Source organism: Arenibaculum pallidiluteum, from assembly GCF_017355985.1.
Lineage (GTDB): Bacteria > Pseudomonadota > Alphaproteobacteria > Azospirillales > Azospirillaceae > Arenibaculum > Arenibaculum pallidiluteum.
In genome coordinates this window covers 45884-67696 of sequence record NZ_JAFIQU010000003.1, presented here as the reverse complement: position 1 = coordinate 67696, position 21813 = coordinate 45884, and the positions used below count along the sequence as shown (strand labels likewise).

The window sequence follows — 21813 nt, the reverse complement described above, 5'->3', positions numbered from 1 at the left end:
TGGAAACCTCTGCTGCTGTCATTCCGACAGAACTGACGCAGGGCGTTTCCGTTCCGTGTCTTCCTCGAAAGCTCCACGAATGCCGCGGACGGATGGCCCGGGCGCGGGAACCGCGGCCCCGCCCGGACGGCGGGCTCCCGGACCAGGAGCCTGGACCGGGAACCTGTCCGGGTCAGCCGACCGCGATCAGCCCACGATCTGCCAGGAGCCGTCCTGCTGCCGGCAGGCGCGGCCATTGGCCTGCTCCATCCGGCCGCCGACATTGATGGTCTGCTGGAACTCGCGGCAATAGGCGCCGGTCTGGGTCTGCCCCTCGCGAATGGGGGTGATGGTGCCGGAATTGCCGGTCTGCGGGTTCTGCCAGGAGATCGTCTGGCCCATGGGGGCGGCATAGGCCTGCGATGCGGCCTGGGTCGCCGCCATCTGGTCCGCGCGGTCGAGCGACTGGCCGAGCTCGCTGCCGAGGAAGGCGCCGAGCAGGACGCCGGCGCCGGTCGCGACCAGGTTGCCGGTGCCCTTGCCGAACTGCGCGCCGGCGAGGCCGCCTGCGGCCGCGCCGCCCAGGGTGCCCACGGCTTGCTTCGTCCCGTAGCCGTTCGTCTGGCAGCCCGCCAGCGCCAGGGTCACGGTGGCGGCGATCAGGATCTTTCTCATGGGAGGTCCTCTCCTTTTGTCGGGGGGCGAACCTCTCATGGCGATACTCCGATCGGGTGGAACAATGCCGTGACCCGCGCGCCTCACTGCCATGAAGCTACCGAGGCGGGTACGCACTCAGGATTCCGCCTTCCGCACGACATCCGCCATGAAGCTCTCCTGCCATGCGCCGCTCTCCGCGAGCTCCTCGAAAAGCCACTCGCGAAAGCTCCTGATCTTGGGCAGGTCGGCCTTGGCCTTCAGACAGTAGAAGCCGTGGCCCGTCACGTTCATTCCCATGCTGGAGAAGGGCACGATCAGCTTCCCGCTTTGAAGCTCCTGCTCGGCGAGGAGAAGGCTGTCGAGGCAGACGCCGAGCCGGTCGACCGCAGCCCTGATCGCCATGAAGGACCGGTCGAACCGGGGCCCCCGTTCCAGATCCAGACGCACATTGCCGTTGCGACGTGCCCAGTCGCGCCAGCCGAGGATCGTGACCTCGGAATGGATCATCGTGTGCTGGCCGAGATCCCTAGGCCGCCGGATGGGCTTCAGCCCTTTGGCAAGTTCCGGAGAGCACATCGGCACGACCGTATCGTCCGGAAACGGGATCAGCACCACGCCCGGTGGCGGGGCCCCGGGATTGTAGCGGATGTCCACGTCAACCACGCTTTGACCGAGATCCACCGGCTCCAGCGTCGCATGCAGGCGGATGTCGATTCCCGGGTGACGCTCGTTGAAGCCCGCCAGTCTCCGCATCAGCCATTGCGTCGCAAAGCTCGGCGTCGAGTGCACGGTCAGCACGGTGCTGCCACCGGCCGTCGCTATGTTCCGCGTCGCGGTTTCGATCCGCACGAATGCCGCCGTGATCTCCACGGCGTATTGCCGTCCTGCTTCGGTCAGCACCACGGAGCGATGCACCCGGTGGAACAGGCGAAGTCCGAGCTGCTCCTCGAGAACCTTTATCTGATGGCTTACTGCCGAAGGGGTAACAACCAGCTCCTCTGCTGCAAGCGCAAAGGATTTCAGGCGCGCGGCTGCCTCAAACGCTTGTATGGCTTTGATGGAGACACGGTTCCGCATCGCACCGGACAGGTGAATTTACCTCATCAATGCGCGATCTTATTCATTTGTCAGTCTCACCTCAAGAACGTAGCGTAATGTCCATGATCGGCTGAACAAATAGTTCGGCCGCCACCACGAAAATCGGGAAGTCCTCGTCCGGAGCGGCAATGCAAGCCGCGCCCGCAGGAGACCCTTGACTCCCGTTCCTTGCGAAGGAGTGGACATGCTGCTTTCCAACAAGGTCTGCGTGATTACCGGTGCGGCCTCGCAGCGCGGCATCGGGCGGGCGACGGCCAGGCTCTTCGCCCTGCATGGCGGCCGCGCGATCATCCTGGACCTCGATGCAGACCAGGCAGCCCGCGCCGCGGCCGAACTGGGCGAAGCGCACCGCGGCTTCGCCTGCGACGTGACGGATAGACGTGCCTGCGCCGCCGTCATCGACCGCGTCGTCAGCGAGTTCGGACGCGTGGATGTCCTGGTCAACAACGCAGGGATCACGCAGCCGCTGAAGTTCATGGAGATCGCTCCCGAGAACTACGACGCGGTGCTCGACGTGAACCTCCGCGGCACGCTCTACATGAGCCAGGCCACCCTTCCCCACATGCGCGACCAGCGCTCGGGGTCGATCATCTGCATGTCCTCCGTGTCCGCCCAGCGTGGCGGCGGGATCTTCGGCGGCCCCCACTACAGCGCCGCGAAGGCGGGTGTCCTCGGCCTTGCCAAGGCCATGGCCCGCGAGTTCGGCCCGGATGGCATCCGCGTCAACTCCATCACCCCGGGCCTCATCCAGACCGACATCACCGGCGGCAAGCTGACCGACGACCTCAGGAAGGAGATCCTCAAGGGGATTCCCATGAACCGGCTCGGCGACGCCGAGGACGTGGCGCGCGCCTGCCTCTTCCTGGCGTCCGACCTGTCCTCCTACACCACCGGCGCGGTGATCGATGTCAACGGCGGCATGCTGATCCACTGACCGGCCGGGCGCCACGCGGCGCCCTCCGCAATCCCCGATCTGCCGACGACGCCGGAGAACACCATGCAATCCAATCCCCTAGGCCACAAAGTCGACCTTGCCGAACGCGCGTACCGGATCCGCCGCAACGCCCTCAAGATGGGCGAGGTCCAGGGACAGGGCTATATCGGCCAGGCGCTGGATATCGCCGACGTGCTGGCCGTCTCCTACTTCCACGCCATGCGGTACCGGCCGGAGGATCCGGCCTGGGAGGAACGCGACCGCTTCCTGCTGTCGAACGGGCACTACGCCATCGCCCTCTACGCGGCCCTGATCGAGGCCGGCATCATCCCCGAGGAGGAGCTCGAGACCTACGGAAGCGACGGCAGCCGACTTCCGATGTCCGGCATGGCCAGCTACACGCCGGGCATGGAGATGTCCGGCGGGTCCCTCGGACTGGGGCTGACGATCGCCGTCGGGATGTGCCTGGGCCTCCGGCGCAAGAGCTCCGCCGCCCGCGTCTACACCCTGTTCTCCGACGGCGAGCTCGATGAAGGCTCCGTCTGGGAGGCCATCATGTCGGCGGGCCACTGGAAGCTCGACAACCTGATAGGGATCGTCGACGTCAACAACCAGCAGGCCGACGGTCCCTCGACCCAGGTTCTGGCCTTCGAGCCGCTGGTCGACAAGCTCGAGGCGTTCGGATGGTTCGTCCAGCGGGTCGACGGAAACGACCTGGACGCCGTCGTCGCAGCCTTCGACGCGGCCCGGAATCATGCGGCCCAGAAGCCCAGGATGATCGTCTGCGACACCCGCATGGGATGCGGCGTGCCGTTCCTCGAGGCCCGCGAGAAGAACCACTTCATCCGCGTCGACGCCCACGAATGGCAACTCGCCCTCGAGGCGCTGGAAGCAGGGAGGACCCAATGACCCGCACGGCCGCCAATTCCGCGAGCGTGGCCGCGAAGCCGCGCCTGACCACATCGGCGATGATCGCCTCGATCGCGTCCGAGGGGCAGCGTACGAAGCCGGCCCCCTTCGGCCACGCCCTGATCGCGCTGGCCCGCTCCCGCCCGGACATCGTCGGCATGACCGCCGACCTCGGCAAGTACACCGACCTGCACGTCTTCGCGAGGGAGTTTCCCGACCGCTATTACCAGATGGGAATGGCCGAGCAGCTGCTGATGGGCGCTGCTGCCGGCATGGCCCACGAAGGCTTCACCCCCTTCGCCACGACCTACGCGGTCTTCGCCTCGAGGCGAGCCTACGACTTCATCCACCAGACCATCGCGGAAGAGAACCTCGACGTTAAGATCGCCTGCGCCCTGCCCGGCCTGACCTCAGGCTACGGGCCGAGCCACCAGGCGGCTGAGGACCTGGCGCTGTTCCGCGCCATGCCGAACCTCACCGTGATCGACCCCTGCGATGCGCACGAGATCGAGCAGGTGGTGCCCGCCATCGCGGCCCATCGCGGACCCGTCTACATGCGGCTCCTGCGCGGCCAGGTTCCCCTCGTGCTGGACGAGTACGGCTACCGCTTCGAGCTCGGGAAGGCGAAGGTCCTGCGTGATGGCGCGGAGGTGCTCGTCATCTCGTCCGGCATCATGACCATGCGTGCCCTGGAGGTGGCCCAGGCGCTGGAAGCCGACAAGGTTGGGGTGGCCGTCCTGCACGTACCGACGATCAAGCCACTCGACGCCGAGACGATCCTGCAGGAGGCCTCGCGCAGCGGCCGCATGGTGGTGGTCGCCGAGAACCACACCGTCATCGGAGGCCTGGGCGAAGCCGTCGCCGGCCTGCTGCTCCGGTCCGGCGTGACGCCGAAGTTCCGGCACATCGGCCTGCCCGACGAGTTCCTGGCGGCCGGCGCACTTCCCACGCTGCACGACCGGTACGGCATCTCGACCGAGGTCATGTCGACGAGGATCAAGGGCTGGCTCTGATCCGCCACGACAGGGGCGGCAGCTGCGGGACGCCCGCCCCCGGGCCGGCATGGATCATGCCGGCACAATTCCCGCACCGAAAGGAGGAAACATGAACAGGATTGGTGTCTGCATCGCCGCGCTGCTCGCCTTCGCGGCCGCGCCGGCCCTCGCGCAACAGGTCAAGCTGACGCTCGGCCACGGTGCCGCCGCGGGCAACCCGCGGGACGAGGGTGCGAAGAAGTTCGCGGAGCTCGTCAAGGAGAAGAGCGGCGGCCGCATCGAGGTCCAGGTTGCCGGCAGCGCCCAGCTCGGCGACGACGCGGCCATGGTGACGGGCATGCGCACGGGCTCCATCGACATGTCCCTGAACTCCCAGGGCGCCGTCACGAACGTCGTCCCGGAATACGCCGCGCTCGGAATGCCCTACCTGTTCGACAGCGCCGAGCACGCCTGGAAGGTCGTCGACGGCCCGGCGGGCGACGAGCTCGCGAAGAAGTCGGAGGCCAAGGGGCTGATCGTTCTCGGCTACATGGATAACGGCGTCCGGCACACGTCGAACAACAAGCATCCGATTCAGAAGCCCGAGGACCTGAAGGGCCTCAAGATCCGCACGCCGCCCGACACCGTGACGGTCAGCATCTTCCGCACGCTCGGCGCGGACACCCAGCAGATCAAGTTCTCGGAACTCTACATCGCGCTCCAGCAGGGCGCCGTCGACGGGCAGGAGAATCCCGTCACGAACTTCTACTACTCGAAGCTTCACGAGGTGCAGCCGCACCTCGCAATGACCGGGCACAAGTACGAGACCACGCCTTTCCTGATGTCGAAGCGGAGCTGGGACAAGCTCGGCGACGCCGATCGGCAGGCCATCCGCGCGGCGGCCAAGGAGGCCGTTCGGCACCAGCGGAACCTGGCCCTCGCCGACGACAAGCGCCTCATCGAGCTGCTGCCCAAGGAAGGCGTCAAGATCACCCAGATCGACCGCGAAGCCTTCCGAAAGGCCACGGCGCCGGTCATCGACGAGGCCTCGAAGGGTGCGATCGGCGACTTCGTGCGCCAGGTCGTCGCGGAGGCGCAGAAGGCGCGCTGAGCGCCGCGGGGCGCGGCCGAGCCGCGCCCCCGAACCCACCAGCAGCCCGCCCGCCGACGCCCGGCCGGGCCGGGGGAGGAAACCCAATGGATACCAACGGAACGTCGTGGCTCGCCTGGCCCGACCAAATCGTCGACGTGATGTGCAAGCTCGTGCTCTGCGTCACCAGCGCCGCCATGTTCGCGATCCTCCTGGCCAACGTGTTCCTGCGCTACCTGTTCGGCACCAGCCTGGAATGGGCGGCCGAGCTTCCGGAACTGCTCTTCCCCTGGTTCGTCATGTCGGGCGTCGTGCTCGCCACGTCGCACAACGCGCACATCTACATCGGCTTCGTCACCGACCGCACCTATGGCGCCATGCGCGTCTGTCTCGCGCTGCTGCGCTCGGCCCTGATCGTCAGCACCTACGCGGTGCTCGCCTGGGTCACGCTCGACCTGCTGCCGATCGTCGCCGACGAGCGCACGCCCATCCTCGGCGTGCCCGGCTCCCTGACCTACTTCTGCCTGCTCCTGGGCTTTGCCCTGATCGGCCTGAAGGAAATCACGCTCCTTGTCCGGGCCCTGCACGGCGTCCCCACCCCTCACGAGAAGGTGGCCTACGAATGAGCGCGATCGTCTTCTCCTGCTTCTTCCTGCTTTCGATCCTGGGCCTGCCCATCGCCCATGCGCTGGTGATCGGCTCGACCGTCGCGATCGGCACGTCGGAGCGAGGCTCCCTTTCCCTGGTCATCGAGCAGATGGTCTCGCAGGTCGGAAGCTTCCCGCTGCTTGCCATCCCCTTCTTCATGCTGACCGGCAGCATCATGATGGGCGGAACGCTCGGTAGGAACCTGCTCGACCTGCTAAGCACGCTGATGGCACGGTTCCATGGCGGCCCCGGCCAGGTGGGCGTCGTGTCGTCGACGATCTTCGGCGGCATCAGCGGCTCGGCCGTGGCCGACGCCTCGGCGATAGGCTCGCTGCTGATCCCCTGGCAGAAGAAGCTGGGCTACCCGCCGGGCTTCGCAGCGGCGACGATCGCCGCCTCGGCGACCATCGACATCCTGATCCCGCCCTCCATCCCTTTCATCATCTACGCGCTGGTCTCGCAGACCTCCATCGCGGACCTCTTCGTGGCCGGAATCCTGCCAGGCATGATGCTGTGCTTCGGCTTCATGGCGGTCTGCTACGTGGTCGGCCGATCCAGAGGCTTCCAGCGCGAGAAGCGCCCCATCAACGGCCGGATCCTGCTCAAGGAGCTCGGTTATTCGCTTCCCGGCGTCCTGCTGCCCGTCCTGATCATCATCGTCCTGCGCTTCGGCATCGCGACGCCGACCGAGGTCTCGGTCATGGCAACGGCCTACGCGCTTGCCGTCTCGCTGCTGCTGTACCGCGACCTCAGCTGGAAGCGCGCGCTCGAATGCGTCCAGGAGGCGGGGCTTGCGACGGGTGTCGTGCTGCTCGTGATCATGGCCTCGAGCGTCGTCGGCTGGATCGTGACCTTCGAGCAGATCCCGGCCGCGGTCACGGCCTGGATGTCCACCTATCTGAGCTCGCCGTGGCTGATCATCCTCGCGATGAACCTGATCCTGATCTTCCTCGGGATGTTCATCGACCTGCCGGCCGCGGTCCTGCTGGTTACGCCCATCTTCCTGCCCCTCGCGAGCAGCATTGGCATGGATGGGGTCCAGCTCGGCGTGATGATGGTCGTGAACCTCGCCATGGGCCTCTATACGCCGCCCGTGGGCACCACGCTCTTCATCGCGAGCTCTGTCGCCAGGGTCCCGATGGGTGCCGTGGTCAAGGAGATGATGCCCTTCTATGGCGTCGCCCTACTGGTGCTCTTCCTCGTCAGCTACGTCCCGGCCTTCATCCTGAAGGGCTGAGCCGAGCCCCGGCCCGCCGGCCCATCCGAGCCGGCGGGCCCCGCCAACGCGATGCAGCGGCTTCGCGCCCCGCCCGAAGTCTGCCTTCAAAGCGAGTTGCCGAAATGCAGGAAACCATCGTCTTTCTAGACCAGGACACGCTCGGACCCGAGGTGTCCATGCGCCGACCCGCCATTCCCCATGAATGGACGCATTATGGACTGACCGCGCCCGGCGAGATCGTCGAGCGCGCCCGGAACGCGACCATCCTCGTCGTCAACAAGGTCCCGCTGCGTGAGCCCGTGCTCGCGGAGCTTCCGAAACTGCGCTTCGTGGCCGTCGCTGCGACCGGCACCGACAATGTGGACCTCGCGGCTTGCCGGCGCCGGGGCATTCCCGTCTCGAACGTCCAGGCCTATGCGGTGCATACCGTGCCCGAGCACACTTTCGCGCTGATCCTGGCGCTGCGCCGCTCGCTCTTCGCCTACCGGATCTCGGTCGCAGCCGGCAAATGGCAGGAATCCGGGCAGTTCACGCTCCTGACCCATCCCATCCGGGACCTGCACGGCTCCACGCTGGGTGTGATCGGAGAGGGAGCGATCGGCCAGGCCGTCGCCGCCCTTGGCCGTGCCTTCGGCATGCGGGTCCTGTTCTCCGCCCACAAGGGCAGCAGCGGCATGGGCCCTCTCTACACGCCCTTCGAGGAGGTGCTGGAGCGGAGCGACGTGCTGACGCTCCACTGCCCGCTCGTGCCGGCGACGCGCAATCTGCTCGGCGATGCCGAGTTCGAGCGGATGAGGCGCCGGCCGCTCGTCATCAACACCGCCCGCGGTGGGCTGATCGACGAAGCGGCACTCGTCCGCGCCCTGGAGGAAGGCCTCATCGGCGGGGCGGCGGTGGATGCCGTCTCCTCCGAACCGCCGCCGCCCGAACATCCCTTCATGCGCCTCGTCGAGCGCCCGGACTTCATCCTGACGCCCCATGTCGGATGGGCAAGCCGTGAAGCCCGCCAGGAGGTTGCCGACCAGGTCACCGCTTGCATCGAGGCCTTCGCCGAGGGGCGTCCAGGAACCTGGTAGCCGTGCCCTGAAGCCCTGCCCGCGAAGGAAAGAGGAACCGCTCAGCATGACCTGCATCGACCCACGTCTGATGGCCAACGCGATCCGCTTCCTGTCCATGGACGCGATCGAGCGCGCGGCGGAAGGCCATCCCGGCACTCCGCTCGGGGCCGCCGACGTCATGACCGCGCTCTTCACGCGGCATCTCAAATTCGATGCCGGGGACCCGACGTGGTTCGACCGGGACCGGTTCGTGCAGTCGAACGGCCACGGCTCGATGCTGATCTATTCGCTGCTTCACCTCACGGGCTATCGGAAGATCGGGCTCGACGAGATCAAGCGGTTCCGCGTCCTGGGCTCGCATTGCGCCGGGCACCCGGAGTTCGACCAGGCGGCCGGCATCGAGGTCACGACGGGTCTTCTGGGCCAGGGGATCGCGAACGCGGCCGGCATGGCGCTAGCGGAGGCGTTCCTGAACGATTGGTTCGGGCCAGGTATCGTCGATCACCGCACCTACGCGCTCGTCGGCGATGGCTGCCTTCACGAGGGGGTCGGCCAGGAGGTCATATCGCTGGCCGGGCATCTCGGCCTCGGCAAGCTCACCTTCCTCTGGGACGATAACCGCATAACCGATGACGGGGACATCGGGCTCGCTCTGTCCGATGACATGGCCGCCCGCTTCCGCGCCAGCAACTGGCACGTCCAGGAGGTCGACGGGCACGATATCGATGCGGTTTCCGCCGCGCTGGAGCGCGCGAAGGCCGATCCGCGTCCGTCGATCATCGCCTGCACCACCAGGATCGGCCGAGGCATCCCACGGGTCGAGGGACAGCGCGCCGCCCATGGCGGGCGGGTGTTCAAGGAGGATACCGACGACGCTCGCCGGGATCTCGATTGGCCCTATCCCCCGTTCGAGATCCCCGGCGACATTCTCGCCGCCTGGCGTGATGCTGGGCGCCGGGGCGCCCCTGAGAACGAGGCCTGGCAGACGCGCGTTGCGGCCCTCGAGCCCGGACGCCGCCGCGATTTCGAACGCATCCGGGAAGGAAGGCTGCCGCGAGGCTGGGACACCGCGCTTCAAGCCTTCAAGCGCCGGGCCGCGGATGCCGGATTGTCGGAACACGGCTACAAGATCTCCGGCGAGATCCAGGACATGCTGGCCGAGGCGATCCCCGAGCTCATCTCAGGTGCGCCGGACCTCGAGGGCGCGACGCTGCACAAGCGCAGCCTCACCGGCTTCTCGGCCAGCGAGCGCGGCGGACGCTACGTGCATTACGGCGTCCGGGAGCACGTCATGGCCTCCATGCTGAACGGCATGGCGTCCCATGGCGGGGTTGTGCCGATCGGCGTCACCTACCTGGTCTTTTCCGACTACAACCGTGCCGCAATGCGGATGTCGGCGCTCATGGGGCTGCCGGTGAAGTACGTCTTCAGCCACGATTCCATCGGCATCGGTACCAACGGCCCCACCCACCAGCCGGTGGAATTCCTGGCAGCGTTCCGGGCCATGCCCAACATGCTCGTGATGCGTCCGGCTGACGCGGTGGAGGCGGCGGAGTGCTGGGAAATCGCGATGAACCATCGCACCGGCCCCTGCTCGCTGATGTTCGCGCGTCAGCCGCTCGCCCCGGTTCGCAACCGCCACTCCGCCGAGAACCTGTCGAACCTGGGCGCCTATGTCCTCGCCGAGGCAGAGGGCGGACCGCGGCGCGCAACGATTCTCGCGACGGGGTCCGAGGTCTCGATCGCGCAGAAGGCGCGCGCCATGTTGCAGGCCGAAGGCGTTCCGACGGCCGTGGTCTCGATGCCGTGCTGGGAACTCTTCGAGATGCAGGACGAGGCATATCGGCGCCAGGTAATCGGCCGTGGCACCGCCCGGGTCGCCGTGGAGGCGGCCGTGCGGCAAGGCTGGGAACGCTACGTCGGCGAGGACGGCGGCTTCGTCGGCATGAGCGGGTTCGGTGCGTCGGGAGCGGTACCTGACCTCTACGCGCATTTCGGGATCACGCCGCAGCGCGTGGTCGAAGAGGTCAGGCAGCGCCTGTGATCCCGCGGACGGGAGGAAAGCCATGGACGTCGAACGAGAGGCGGAGGCGGCGCGGGACCGGGATCTTCTCCAGACCTGCTTCGATCGAGCCGTCACGGCCTGCCGGCCATCGGAAATCCTGGCTCCGCATCTTCCCGCCCGGCCGCCCGGCCGCACGGTGGCGATCGGAGCCGGCAAAGCGGCAGCATCGATGGCCGCGGCCCTCGAGCGCCACTGGCCCGGACCGCTCGACGGCATGGTCGTGACGCGGCACGGGCATGGACAGCGCTGCAAGCGGTTGCGCGTCGTCGAGGCAGGACATCCGAACCCCGACGAGGCCGGGCAACGCGTCGCAGCGGAGATGCTGTCCCTGATCGGTGGCCTCTGCGAGCGGGACCTGGTCCTGTGCCTGCTTTCGGGTGGCGGCTCGTCCTTGCTGATGCTGCCGCCTCCCGGCGTATCCCTCGGGGCGGTGAAGGCCGTGAATTCCGCGCTGCTCGCCAGCGGTGCGCCCATCGAAGACATGAACCGCGTTCGTTCGGTCGTCTCGCGCCTGGGTGGCGGGCGCCTCTGCATGGCCGCGTGGCCGGCGCGGATGGTGACGCTGGCGATCTCGGACGTCCCCGGCGACACGCCGACGACGATCGCATCGGGGCCGACGGTCGCCCCGGAATCGGACGCGATGATCGCCCGGGGCATCCTGAAGCGTTACGATGTCGCGGTTCCCGCGGATCTGGATCGCTTCCTCGCGTCTTCGGAGGCTGCCATGCCGGCCCCCGGGCATCCCGCCTTCTCCGCCTCGGCGTACCGCCTGATCGCCTCGGGCCGTACTGCGCTGGAAGCCGCGGCCACGCACGCTCGATCGCTTGGCCTCGAACCCTTTCTGCTTGGCGACGCCGTGGAGGGCGAGGCGCGCGAGGTCGGCAGGGCTATGGCCGGCATCGCGAAGGCGGTGCAGTCGGGCACGTCCTCGTTCCGCCGCCCATGCCTGCTCCTCTCGGGTGGGGAGACCAGCGTCACGGTCCGGGGCAAGGGCCGCGGCGGACGCAATGCCGAATTTCTGCTCGGCTTCGCCTTGGCGATCGAGGGATCGTCCGGGATCACGGCAATCGCCTGCGACACCGACGGCATCGACGGATCCGAGGACAACGCCGGCGCCATCGCCGACGGCGCCACCGTGAGAAAGGCGCGTGAGCTGGGCCTCGACCCGCGGGCGCGTCTGGCTTCGAACGACGCCTACTCCGTCTTCGAAGCGACTGGCGAACTCGTCGTCACCGGCCCGACACTGACGAACGTCAACGACTTCCGCGCCATTCTCGTCAGATAGGAGCCCGGCCGAAAGGACGACCGTCCTCGCCAACGGCGTGCGGGACCTTCCCTCCTCGCGGATCTCGTCTATCCTCCCGCGTCTCGTCTGTTATCCCAGCGCCGCCAAAGCGCCCATCGCATGGCGGCGGCCCGCAACGGGAGGATCCCTGATGAAGCTGACATGGTACGGGCATTCGGCCTTCCGGCTGGAGTTCAAGGGTGCGGTCGTGCTGATCGATCCCTTCCTCACCGGAAACCCGTCCTTCAAGGGCAGCGTCGAGGACGCGGCGCGCGGCGTCACCCACATCCTGCTGACCCATGGCCATGGAGACCATTTCGGCGACACGGTGCCGCTCGCCAAGGCGACCGGCGCCAAGGTGGTCGCCGAGGCTGATCTCTGCGGCTTCCTGGGGGCCCAGGGCGTCGAGAAGCTGGATCCCATGAACAGTGGCGGCACCGTCGACCAGGGGCCGTTCCTGGTCAGCATGGTCACCGGCCACCATTCCTCCGGCACGTTCCAGAACGGCGTGGCCCAGGGCCTGGGCTCCGCCCATGGACTGCTGGTCAAGCCGCCGGGAGAGCGCGTGCTCTACCACATGGGCGACACCGACATCTTCGGCGACATGGCCCTGATCGCCGAGATCCACGAGCCCCGCATCGGCCTCGTGCCGATCGGTGACCGCTTCACCATGGGCGGCAAGGTGGCCGCCATGGCGTGCCGCCGCTTCTTCCGCTTCGAGACCGTGATCCCCTGCCACTACGGCTCGTTCCCGATCATCGACCAGACGCCCGACAAGTTCCTGGACGCCATGGGCGAGGATCGCGGCAAGGTCAGGACGCCCGCCGTCGGCGAGACCATCGAGGTCTGAAGCCGCAAGCTCCGAAGCAGGGCGATCCCAGGGATCTCCGGTGGCACCGGGACGCAGGGCGATAGACCCGCCCTGCGTCCCCCGGGGCCTCAGCGCCGGCGGGTCAGGCTCGCCATGTCACGGACCGCGCCGCGAGCCGCGCTGGTCGCCAGGGCCGCATAGGCCTGGAGTGCCACCGAGACCTGGCGCTGGCGGTTCCGGGGCGTCCAGGCGGCATCGCCCCGCGCCTCCATGGCAGCGCGGCGGGCGGCCAGCTCCTCGTCGGTCAGGGCGACCCGGATCGAGCGGTTCGGGATGTCGATCTCGATCAGGTCTCCCTCCTCGACCAAGCCGATGGCTCCTCCCTCGGCCGCCTCCGGAGAGACGTGCCCGATGGACAGGCCCGAGGTGCCGCCCGAGAAGCGCCCGTCGGTGACCAGCGCGCAGGCCTTGCCCAGGCCCTTCGACTTCAGATAGCTCGTCGGGTACAGCATCTCCTGCATGCCGGGGCCGCCGCGCGGGCCCTCGTAGCGGATCAGCACGACGTCTCCGGCCTGGATCCGGTCGCCCAGAATGGCCTCCACCGCGGCGTCCTGGCTTTCGAAGATTCGCGCCGGGCCCGAGAACTTCAGGATCGCGGCGTCGACACCGGCCGTCTTCACGATGCAGCCGTCCTCGGCCAGGTTGCCATACAGCACCGCAAGGCCGCCGTCGCGGCTGAAGGCGTGCTCGGCATCCCGGATCACACCGCCCTCGCGGTCGAGGTCCAGCGATTCGTACCGACGCTCCTGGCTGAAGGCGACCGTGGTGGGGATGCCGCCCGGCGAGGCCGCATAGAACCGCATCACGTCGTGGTCGGAGCTGCGCTTGACGTCCCAGCGCTCCAGCGCCGCACCCAGGCTGGGCGCATGGACCACCGGCAGGTCGCGGTGCAGGTGCCCGGCCCGGTCGAGCTCGCCCAGGATCGCCATGATGCCGCCGGCCCGGTGCACGTCCTCCATGTGGACGTCGGGGACCGAGGGCGCCACCTTGCAGAGATTGGGGATGCGGCGGGAAAGCCTGTCGATGTCCTTCATGGTGAAGTTAACGCCGCCCTCGTGCGCAGCGGCCAGCAGGTGCAGCACGGTGTTCGTCGACCCGCCCATGGCGATGTCGAGCATCATCGCGTTCTCGAAGGCCTCGAAGCTGGCGATCGAGCGCGGCAGCACGCTCGCGTCATCCTGCTCGTAGTAGCGCCGCGCGAGATCGACCACCGTGCGGGCGGCCTGCAGGAAGAGGCCCTTGCGGTCGGCATGGGTCGCCACGATCGAGCCATTGCCCGGAAGCGCCAGGCCCAGAGCCTCGGTCAGGCAGTTCATCGAGTTTGCGGTGAACATGCCCGAGCAGGACCCGCAGGTCGGGCAGGCCGAGCGCTCCATCTCCATGACCGTCGCATCGTCGAGCCGGCTGTCTGCCGCGGCGACCATGGCGTCGATCAGGTCAACCTTGCGCGTCTTGCCGTGCAGCTTCACCTTGCCGGCCTCCATGGGCCCGCCCGAGACGAAGACCGTCGGGATGTTCAGGCGCAACGCCGCCATCAGCATGCCCGGGGTGATCTTGTCGCAGTTCGAGATGCAGACCAGCGCGTCCGCGCAATGCGCGTTGACCATGTATTCGACGCTGTCGGCGATGATCTCGCGCGAGGGCAGGCTGTAAAGCATGCCCGCATGGCCCATCGCGATGCCGTCGTCCACCGCGATGGTGTTGAACTCCTTCGCGACCGCCCCGGCCGCCTCGATCTCCCGCGCCACGAGCTGCCCCAGGTCCTTCAGGTGCACGTGGCCGGGCACGAACTGCGTGAAGGAGTTGGCGATGGCGACGATGGGCTTTCCGAAGTCGCCGTCCTTCATTCCGGTCGCGCGCCACAGGCCCCGGGCGCCCGCCATGTTGCGGCCATGGGTGGTCGTTCTGGAACGGAGTACCGGCATTTTTCTTCCTCGTATTTCGCGCATCCTCTCGGGCGGGCAAGACTATGGCGTCACCGGCCGCCGGACGCCACGCGAATCGCGATGCGCGCACCGCGCGGGACCCTTGCGTCGGCTCCGCCTGTGCCGGGAGGCGGTCACGATCGGCGAATCCCGGAGGATCTATGGAAGTACTCGCAAAGATATGGCAATCATGCCTCGCGCTGCAGAAAGGCTTCGAGACGCGGATCCGGCGCGCACCGGCCTTTTCCCGGCGCCTCGTCGCGAGCTAATCCGATCGCCTCATTGCAGAATCTTCGCCGCTGAAGAGGATTCGCGCTGGAATATTCCGGGGATCATGCCTTGGCAAGAAGCGACGCCCTCGATCCGTTGCGCGGAGCACCGACCACCACCGTTCCGGAACGCCCGGATTCCGCGCGGCATGGTACTTCCAGGATCGGATGGCTGGACGTCTTCCGGGGCGTCACGATCCTCCTGATCCTGTTCGAGCACGCCCTCGAGTTCACGGTGCGCGTCGGCTTCGCCGTGCCCTCCTGGATGACGCTGCTGAGCGTCGCGCTGAGCCCCGCGCGCATGCCGGCCATGGTGTTCCTGGCCGGCATGCTGCTCCAGCATTCGCTCGCGAAGGGGCTGGCCGCCTACATCGACGGCAAGGTCCGGAACATCCTGTGGCCCTTCGTCCTGTGGTCGCTGATCTATGCGGCGCTCCAGGTCCTGGTGGGGGGAAGCTCGGGCATCGATCACGACTGGACCCTGCTGCTCCGGATCGTGGACAAGCCTCCGGGCCACATGTGGTTCCTGCGCGACCTCTTCGCCTTCTTCGTCATCGCGCTGCTGATCCGGCGGCTGCCGCGGCTGCCCCTGGCGGCGCTCGCGCTCGCGGTCTCGGGGATCGCCCTGGCCTTCTACGAGGTCGACAACAACAGCCAGCCGATTCCCAGGTTCTTCTTCCTTCTCGCCTTCTTCCTGCTGGGCGACTGGGTGGCCGCCCGAAAGGACGAGCTGGGGCCGATCCTGTCCCGCCGCGGCCCGGTCCTGGCAGCCGTCGCGGGCGGGGTGCTCCTGCTGCCCGCCGCAGCCGCCTTCGGCAACATGCGCTACGAACTCGCGGGGCTTCCGCTGACGCTGGCCGGCGGCGCATGCCTGATGCTGTGCGCCAGGGCGCTGTCGCGCGGCCGGATGGCGGCGCCGCTCCGCTTTCTCGGCAGGAATTCGCTGGTGATCTACGTCGTTCACTGGGCGATCCTGGCGGCCCTCAGCATGGCATTCGACCGCCTGCTTCCGTCCGTTCCGGGCACCGTCGTCGTGGCAGTGGCGTTCTCAGGAGCCCTCGCCGGGGCGTCGCTCGCCGCGGCGCTGCACCGGCCGCTCGGCCTGGGCTGGCTGTTCGCCTTCCCCGTGCCGCTGTTCCGGCGGGACCGGAATCGCCCGTCGGCGCCGGCCGCGCAGCCCGCTTGACGGCTCGGAGCGGACTGCCTCCCCCGCCGCTCCCCCATGGTCTCCGCGACGCTCAGCGTATGCGGCTCGTTCAGACGTGCCGGCCTCGGAGGTGGTCGGCAAGCCTGAGCGCCAGGGCCACGATGTTGGCCGTCGGCATGTTGGCGCCGGCGGTCGGGAACACGGAACCGCCGGCGACATAGAGATTGCCGACCCCGTGCACGCGGCAGTCGGCATCGACCACGCCGCGCCGCGGATCCGCGCTCATGCGCGTCGTGCCCATGAAATGGGACAGCGAACTGGCGGCGGGGAACGGCTTGTCCATGTCGAGGTCGCGGACCTGCACGGCTCCGAGGCCGAGGCGCCCCGCCTCCCGTGCCAGGAGGTCCTGGACCGCGGCCAGGGTTCGCTTTTCCATCTCGCCCAGCCGCCATTCGACGCGCAGCTTGCGGCAGCCCAGACGATCGCTATCGGCGGCCAGCATGACGCGGCTGTGCCTGTCCGGAACCTGCTCGATAATGTAGAAGAGATCCGCGATGCGGTGCTCGGTGTGTTCCGTCAGACGCAGGTAGGTCGCATAGGCGATCGCGTCGACATCGCCCAGCACTGTGGCGATGTCCGCCGCGAGGTCACGCGGTCTCTGCCCGTTCTTGAGCTTCCGCCCGATCCGGCGCAGCGCCCGGAAGCCGGGCGTCGACGAGCCTTCGATGGCCTCGGCCAGGAATACCGTGCAGTTCGCGATCTGGTGGCGCTCCAGGAACTCGCGCCGCGGCTGGAAGCCCAGCGCCGCCGGGACATCCTGCCCCGTGGCCTTGTCGCGCCATGCGCCGAGACCGTAGAGATGCAGGGTCTCCTGCGGCGCCCTGAGCATGATGCGGCCGGCATGCAGACCGGCATGGGCCATGAAGCAGCGCCCCACCATATCGTGCTCGTTTCCGAGGCCCTGCGGCCGGGCGCCGTTGGACAGCAGCAGCAGCCGGGCGTTCTCGATCCCCGCGGCCAGGACGAAACGCCGGGCGACGAAGCGATGGCTGCGGCCATCCAGGCCACGCGTCCGCACCGCGGTGACCATGGTCCCGTCCGGGTTTGTCTCCAGCTCGACCGCATTGGCGTGGGCATAGACCGTGCAGTTGGAGCCCGGCCGCTCGAGCGCGGCCCTGTAAACCTCGCCGAAGCGGGTCGGCGGGCTGTGCAGGAAGACCTTCTCCTGCAGTTCGCCGCCGTCGAGGCGCAGGCGCAGGCGTGCGAGCCATTCGGGCAGCGCCTCGACGTCAGCAGGATCGGCTCCCGGCGGCTCGACCTCGCAATAGGACAGAGCACGCCGGAAGTAGGGCGCCATCGTCGCGGCCGTGATCGGCCATCCGCTGTGCGGGATCCAGCTCCGGGACTCGAAGTCGATCGCGTCGAAGGGCGCGCAGTTGCCGCCCCAATGATTCGTCGAGCCTCCGAAGTAGCGCAGCCGGCTCTCGACGAGATCCACGGAATGCGTGCCGGTGCTTTCCCCGGCGCAAAGGTCCTGGACCGTGTCCTCGTACTCGAGGCCACCGCTCTCCAGCAGCGTCACCCGGACCTGATGGCCGAGCAGTTCCCGGGCGATGGCGATGCCGGCGGCACCGGCCCCGACGATACAGAGGTCGGACTCGATCGACGCCTCGTCCGGAACGGAGCGGAGATCCACGAACATGGTGGGGATTCACTTCGGAAATGATCCCCTGACCATATCAGCAGCAGTCTACGGCGTTTGCGGGACATTCGCGGTTAGGGCCTCACCGAGGAATTAGCCGGAGATGGTCATGCGCCAGGCTCCGGAATGGCTGGCCGCCTACGTCTTTTTCGGAAGGCCGAATGCTCCGGAGCGGCGCATCGGATGCCGGGTGGCGCCGTGCGCAGAGTCGAGCCGATGATGACCCGCGAACGAGGACATCCGGGGAGGATCAGCATGATCCTCGATCTCCACGGGCTCGAAGACGGCGCAGCGCTTCATGCCGATCTCTGCATCATCGGCGGCGGTCCTGCCGGGATCAGCCTGGCGCTCCAGTTCGCCGACACCGCGACTTCGGTGCTGCTCGTCGAGAGCGGCGGGTTGGAGCTGGAGCGCGACACCCAGCTCCTGGCGGGGGGAGAAAATCTTGGATTGCCCTATTGGGACCTCGAAGTGGCGCGGCTGCGCTTCCTGGGCGGCAGCTCGAACCATTGGCACAACTGGTGCGGCGAGCTCGACGAGGCCGACATGCTGCCGCGCCCCTGGGTCCCGGACAGCGGCTGGCCGATCACGCGCGCCGAACTGACGCCCTACTACGCGGCGGCCCGCCCGCTCGTGGGGCTGGGCCCTGCGCGTTCTGACGACTGGGTCTGGCAGCGGATGGGCCTCTCGCCCCTGCCCCTGGATCCCGATCACCTGACGGTGCGGTTCTGGCACAAGCACGATGGCAGGACGGCCTTCGGGGTCGCTTATCGAGCCCGGCTCGGAGCCGCGAGGAACCTCCGCGTCCTGCTTCATGCCAATGCGACAGAGTTGCACGCGGATCCGTCGGGAAATCTGGTGGAGCGCGTCTCGGTGCGATCGCTCGGCGGCAAGGCGGCCGAGATCCGCGCGCGCAGCTTCGTCATCGCCTGCGGCGGCATCGACAGCGCGCGCCTGCTGCTCCTGTCGGACTCGGTGGAGCCTGCCGGGATCGGCAACCGCCACGACCTCGTGGGGCGCTACTTCATGGAGCATCCGGACCCCCTGGCAGCGAGGGTCGCGACCGCTGATCCGCTCCGCCTGCTGACATATCTGCGCCATGTGAACCTGCTGGGCCGGCAGGGCCATGCGGCGGGCATCTGCCTCTCGCCGGCCGCTCAGCGTCGCGAGGGGCTCCTGAACGGCAGCCTGCGCCTGGAGTTCACCGCGGCCGCGGGAGATGCCTCCGAGAGCTTGCGGCTGCTGCGGCAGCACTGGCGCAGCCAGGGTATCGGCCTGGAGATGGTGGACGACCTATGGCGCGTGGTCAGGGACGTAGACATCTCGGCCTACAATCTCTACCGACGCAGCCTGCACGGCCTCAGCCTCGTCCCGCGCCCCGAGAATGTGATGGCGCTCGAGTTGCTGGCCCAGGTCGAGCAGTCGCCCAATCCCGACAGCCGCGTCATGCTGACGCGCGAGCGCGACGCCCTCGGCCTTAGGCGGGTCGGACTGGATTGGCGCATTGCCGATATCGACAAGCGGACGCTGCGCCGGCTGACGGAGAAGACGGGAGCCGAGATGGTACGCCTCGGGCTTGGCATCCTGCGGATCGAGCCGTGGCTGCTCGACGAGGGGCTCGACTGGGGCGGCATCCCGAATGGCGGGTTCCACCATATGGGAACGACGCGGATGAGCGATGATCCCCGCAAGGGCGTCGTGAACCGCGACCTGCGAGTCCACGGCGTGATGAATCTCTACGTCGCCAGCAGCTCGGTCTTCCCCAGCGCGGGCTACATCAATCCGACCCTGACCATCGTGGCGCTGGCATTGCGGCTCGCCGACCACCTCAAGGGCCTGGCTCCCGCGGCTCGGGCGTTCTGAGAAGCCTCGTCAGTCCTCCGCCTCGGCCGTTACCGCCGGCCGCTGGGGCCATATCCGGGCGACGCGCCGGGCAAGGGCCCCCTGACGCCAACGGATCGAGCGGGCCAGCCGCGCATTGATGCGGGGCAGGCAGAACCCGGGCCCCATCAGAACGGCCAGGGTGACCGCCGCCGCTGCCTTGGCGAAACGGCTTTCGGCCGCGTGGATGACGGCATTGCGGTAATGCTGGCGCGAGCGCCCGGAGAGCCATTCCGCCGCCCTGCTCCAGACCGGGGCAGCATCGAGCTTGTGCAGGAATTCCTCCAGCCTCTCTTCCGGGCGGTGCGCGAGGCGGGCCTGATTCCGCAGGGGGATGTATTGAAGCAGGCGCGCCTGATGCGCGGCCTTGCCTGCCGTGATGCTGCCGCCATGGAGGCGATAGAGCGTCAGGGCCCGGGGCAGCGTCAGGACTGGCCCCCGCTCCGCAATCCGTGAGAGGAACTCAAGATCCTCGGCGGAATCGAAACGAGGGTCATAACCGCCGAGTTCGAGGAAGAGGTCGCGCCGGAACATAACCGTGGGGCCGAGGATCACCATCATGCGGCCGGCCTCGCGCTGGCTTTCGTACTCGGCATGCGTGGTGGGTCCGCACCAGGCGGTCCTGAGAATCCGGCCCTCGCGGTTGGTCAGGCGGGCGTAGCCCCCCCACAGGACGACGGCGGGATCCCGTTCGGACGCGCGCATCTGCCACTCTAGGCGGCGTGGAACCATAACATCGTCGGCATCCAGGCGGGCGATCCACGGATACCTGGCCGCGGCGATGGCGGCGTTGCAGTTGCGGCTGACGCTCCGGAACCCGTGCTGGAGCAGCCGGATACGGCTGTCGGCCCTGGCGTAGGATTCAACGATGTCCTGCGTCCCGTCGCTGGATCCGTCGTCGCAGACCAGCAGCTCCCAGTGGGGATAGGTCTGCCGGATGACGCTCTCGATCGCCTCTGCCACGAATGCGGCTGAATTGTACGACGGCATGACGACGGATATCACTGGCCCCTCCCGCTGATTGGGCGCGTTGCGCCTGCATTCCTTGCGCAGCTTCGTCAGGGCGCGTCGTGCCGCCGCGGTAATTCCCGCCGAAGCCAGCGTAACCCTACCGTGGCGAAGCGCGATCCGTTCGGCATCTCGGCAGCCGGAGTAATGCCGGATCGGTCCGAAAGGGCTCGCAGACCCAATCGGAATGGCGGCACACGACCGAGCGCGGCGGTTATGAGATCGACGAGCGGAATCACGAATTACCTCTGCGGTGCGCATTCTCTTGCCTCACCGCACGGAAGCGAGTTTTCTGCTGGATGGGAACGCCTGAACGTATTCCTCTCGTCCGTCTGTAGGAACGCTTGAGGCCGGCTGAGGGCGGTTGAGGATACATGGCGCCAAGTGGCGACTATCCTCTCGTGCGCCGATATCGAAGGGACGGCGGCTCCCTCGCCGGAGGTGGTAGATCCCGGGATCAAGGATCCAGGCCGGTCCAGATCCGAACTGTACCAATTACCCTGCCCTGGGTTCATGACGGCCCGACCTGCGCAATCTAAGGTCAACGCCACCGCACCTGCAGACTTCCCACAATGAGAAGTCCTGGCGATGCGGAAATTCGCGAATGCCGCTGCAGCAGGCCAAGAAACTGCACTGCGGCATCGACCACCGATACCACGGCGTTGGAGGAAACGATGCATGCGCAACCTCTTCAGGGCGCATCCTGGTCTACGACGGCGAACCAGGGGGCGATGGCACCGCAAGGTTTGGTAGGCGACATTCTCGGCAGCATCGCTGCCCCAGTGGGCGGCGCCCTCGGCGGTGCCCTCGGCAATCGCCAGATGGGTCAGCAGATCGGCAACATTGCCGGACAGGTCGCCGGCTTCCTGCCCTTCAGCGCAGGGCCGCAGCAACAGCAGCAGCAGGAACCCACGGTTCCCGTGCTGAACGAGACCACCGGCCAGGTGCAGCTGGTCCCGCAGGGGCTGTTCGGATCGATCCTGAAGACCATCGCGGCGCCTGTCGGCGGCGCCCTCGGCGGTGCCCTCGGCAATCGCCAGATGGGTCAGCAGATCGGCAACATTGCCGGACAGGTCGCCGGCTTCCTGCCCTTC

Annotated in this window: 18 protein-coding genes; 13 read left to right on the top strand and 5 right to left on the bottom strand. The window is 67.7% G+C overall.

What is annotated here, in order from left to right:
- Nucleotides 1–186: 186 nt before the first annotated feature.
- Together JUB13_RS07475 and gcvA are read right to left on the bottom strand one after the other, a co-directional pair.
- Complete coding sequence (locus JUB13_RS07475; RefSeq protein ID WP_207478184.1) at nucleotides 187–654, bottom strand: RT0821/Lpp0805 family surface protein; 468 nt, start codon at nucleotides 652–654, stop codon at nucleotides 187–189.
- Between the two features lie 117 nt (nucleotides 655–771).
- Nucleotides 772–1713, bottom strand: coding sequence for a transcriptional regulator GcvA (gcvA, locus tag JUB13_RS07470; RefSeq protein ID WP_207478183.1), 942 nt, complete (start codon nucleotides 1711–1713; stop codon nucleotides 772–774).
- Nucleotides 1714–1918: 205 nt separating this feature from the next.
- Between gcvA and JUB13_RS07465 the strand changes: the two genes are divergently transcribed.
- From JUB13_RS07465 to JUB13_RS07420, 10 genes are all read left to right on the top strand, one after another.
- Nucleotides 1919–2668 carry an SDR family NAD(P)-dependent oxidoreductase gene (locus tag JUB13_RS07465; protein ID WP_207478182.1) on the top strand — a complete coding sequence of 250 codons (750 nt, stop codon included), beginning with the start codon at nucleotides 1919–1921 and terminating at the stop codon, nucleotides 2666–2668.
- A 63-nt stretch (nucleotides 2669–2731) separates the two neighbouring features.
- Complete coding sequence (locus JUB13_RS07460) at nucleotides 2732–3577, top strand: transketolase (protein ID WP_207478181.1); 846 nt, start codon at nucleotides 2732–2734, stop codon at nucleotides 3575–3577.
- Complete coding sequence (locus tag JUB13_RS07455; protein ID WP_236024811.1) at nucleotides 3574–4590, top strand: transketolase family protein; 1017 nt, start codon at nucleotides 3574–3576, stop codon at nucleotides 4588–4590. Before JUB13_RS07460 ends, JUB13_RS07455 begins: the two co-directional genes overlap by 4 nt.
- 91 nt (nucleotides 4591–4681) lie before the next feature.
- The gene (locus tag JUB13_RS07450; RefSeq protein WP_207478179.1) at nucleotides 4682–5662 is read left to right on the top strand and encodes a TRAP transporter substrate-binding protein; all 981 of its coding nucleotides are present in this window, start codon (nucleotides 4682–4684) and stop codon (nucleotides 5660–5662) included.
- 86 nt (nucleotides 5663–5748) lie between these two features.
- Entirely contained in the window at nucleotides 5749–6267 is a 519-nt protein-coding gene (locus JUB13_RS07445) for a TRAP transporter small permease (RefSeq protein WP_207478178.1), read from the top strand.
- Nucleotides 6264–7526 carry a TRAP transporter large permease gene (locus JUB13_RS07440; protein ID WP_207478177.1) on the top strand — a complete coding sequence of 421 codons (1263 nt, stop codon included), beginning with the start codon at nucleotides 6264–6266 and terminating at the stop codon, nucleotides 7524–7526. The genes JUB13_RS07445 and JUB13_RS07440 overlap by 4 nt, the downstream gene beginning before the upstream one ends.
- Nucleotides 7527–7630: 104 nt before the next feature.
- A complete protein-coding gene (locus JUB13_RS07435; protein WP_207478176.1) occupies nucleotides 7631–8584 on the top strand; it encodes a D-2-hydroxyacid dehydrogenase in 954 nt (317 codons plus the stop codon).
- Nucleotides 8585–8630: 46 nt separating this feature from the next.
- The gene (locus JUB13_RS07430) at nucleotides 8631–10610 is read left to right on the top strand and encodes a transketolase family protein (RefSeq protein ID WP_207478175.1); all 1980 of its coding nucleotides are present in this window, start codon (nucleotides 8631–8633) and stop codon (nucleotides 10608–10610) included.
- Between the two features lie 22 nt (nucleotides 10611–10632).
- On the top strand, nucleotides 10633–11916 hold the full coding sequence (locus tag JUB13_RS07425) for a glycerate kinase type-2 family protein (RefSeq protein ID WP_207478174.1): 1284 nt from the start codon (nucleotides 10633–10635) through the stop codon (nucleotides 11914–11916).
- 151 nt (nucleotides 11917–12067) lie between these two features.
- Nucleotides 12068–12766 carry a metal-dependent hydrolase gene (locus JUB13_RS07420; protein WP_207478173.1) on the top strand — a complete coding sequence of 233 codons (699 nt, stop codon included), beginning with the start codon at nucleotides 12068–12070 and terminating at the stop codon, nucleotides 12764–12766.
- Nucleotides 12767–12855: 89 nt separating this feature from the next.
- Here JUB13_RS07420 and ilvD read toward each other — a convergent pair whose 3' ends face one another.
- Nucleotides 12856–14712, bottom strand: a complete 1857-nt coding sequence (gene ilvD, locus JUB13_RS07415; RefSeq protein ID WP_207478172.1) for a dihydroxy-acid dehydratase — start codon at nucleotides 14710–14712, stop codon at nucleotides 12856–12858.
- Between the two features lie 339 nt (nucleotides 14713–15051).
- Here ilvD and JUB13_RS07410 point away from each other — a divergent pair, with 339 nt between their 5' ends.
- Entirely contained in the window at nucleotides 15052–16167 is a 1116-nt protein-coding gene (locus JUB13_RS07410; RefSeq protein ID WP_207478171.1) for an acyltransferase family protein, read from the top strand.
- Nucleotides 16168–16237: 70 nt separating this feature from the next.
- On the opposite strand, the gene JUB13_RS07405 is transcribed toward JUB13_RS07410, so the two are convergent.
- Nucleotides 16238–17830: a GMC oxidoreductase gene (locus tag JUB13_RS07405; RefSeq protein WP_207478170.1), complete on the bottom strand. Its 1593-nt coding sequence runs from the start codon at nucleotides 17828–17830 to the stop codon at nucleotides 16238–16240.
- Between the two features lie 255 nt (nucleotides 17831–18085).
- Between JUB13_RS07405 and JUB13_RS07400 the strand changes: the two genes are divergently transcribed.
- On the top strand, nucleotides 18086–19693 hold the full coding sequence (locus tag JUB13_RS07400; protein WP_207478169.1) for a GMC oxidoreductase: 1608 nt from the start codon (nucleotides 18086–18088) through the stop codon (nucleotides 19691–19693).
- A 9-nt stretch (nucleotides 19694–19702) separates the two neighbouring features.
- Here JUB13_RS07400 and JUB13_RS07395 read toward each other — a convergent pair whose 3' ends face one another.
- Nucleotides 19703–20716: a glycosyltransferase family 2 protein gene (locus tag JUB13_RS07395; protein ID WP_207478168.1), complete on the bottom strand. Its 1014-nt coding sequence runs from the start codon at nucleotides 20714–20716 to the stop codon at nucleotides 19703–19705.
- 677 nt (nucleotides 20717–21393) lie between these two features.
- Between JUB13_RS07395 and JUB13_RS07390 the strand changes: the two genes are divergently transcribed.
- Nucleotides 21394–21813: hypothetical protein (locus JUB13_RS07390; RefSeq protein WP_407928094.1), on the top strand; the 420-nt coding region annotated here is incomplete at its 3' end.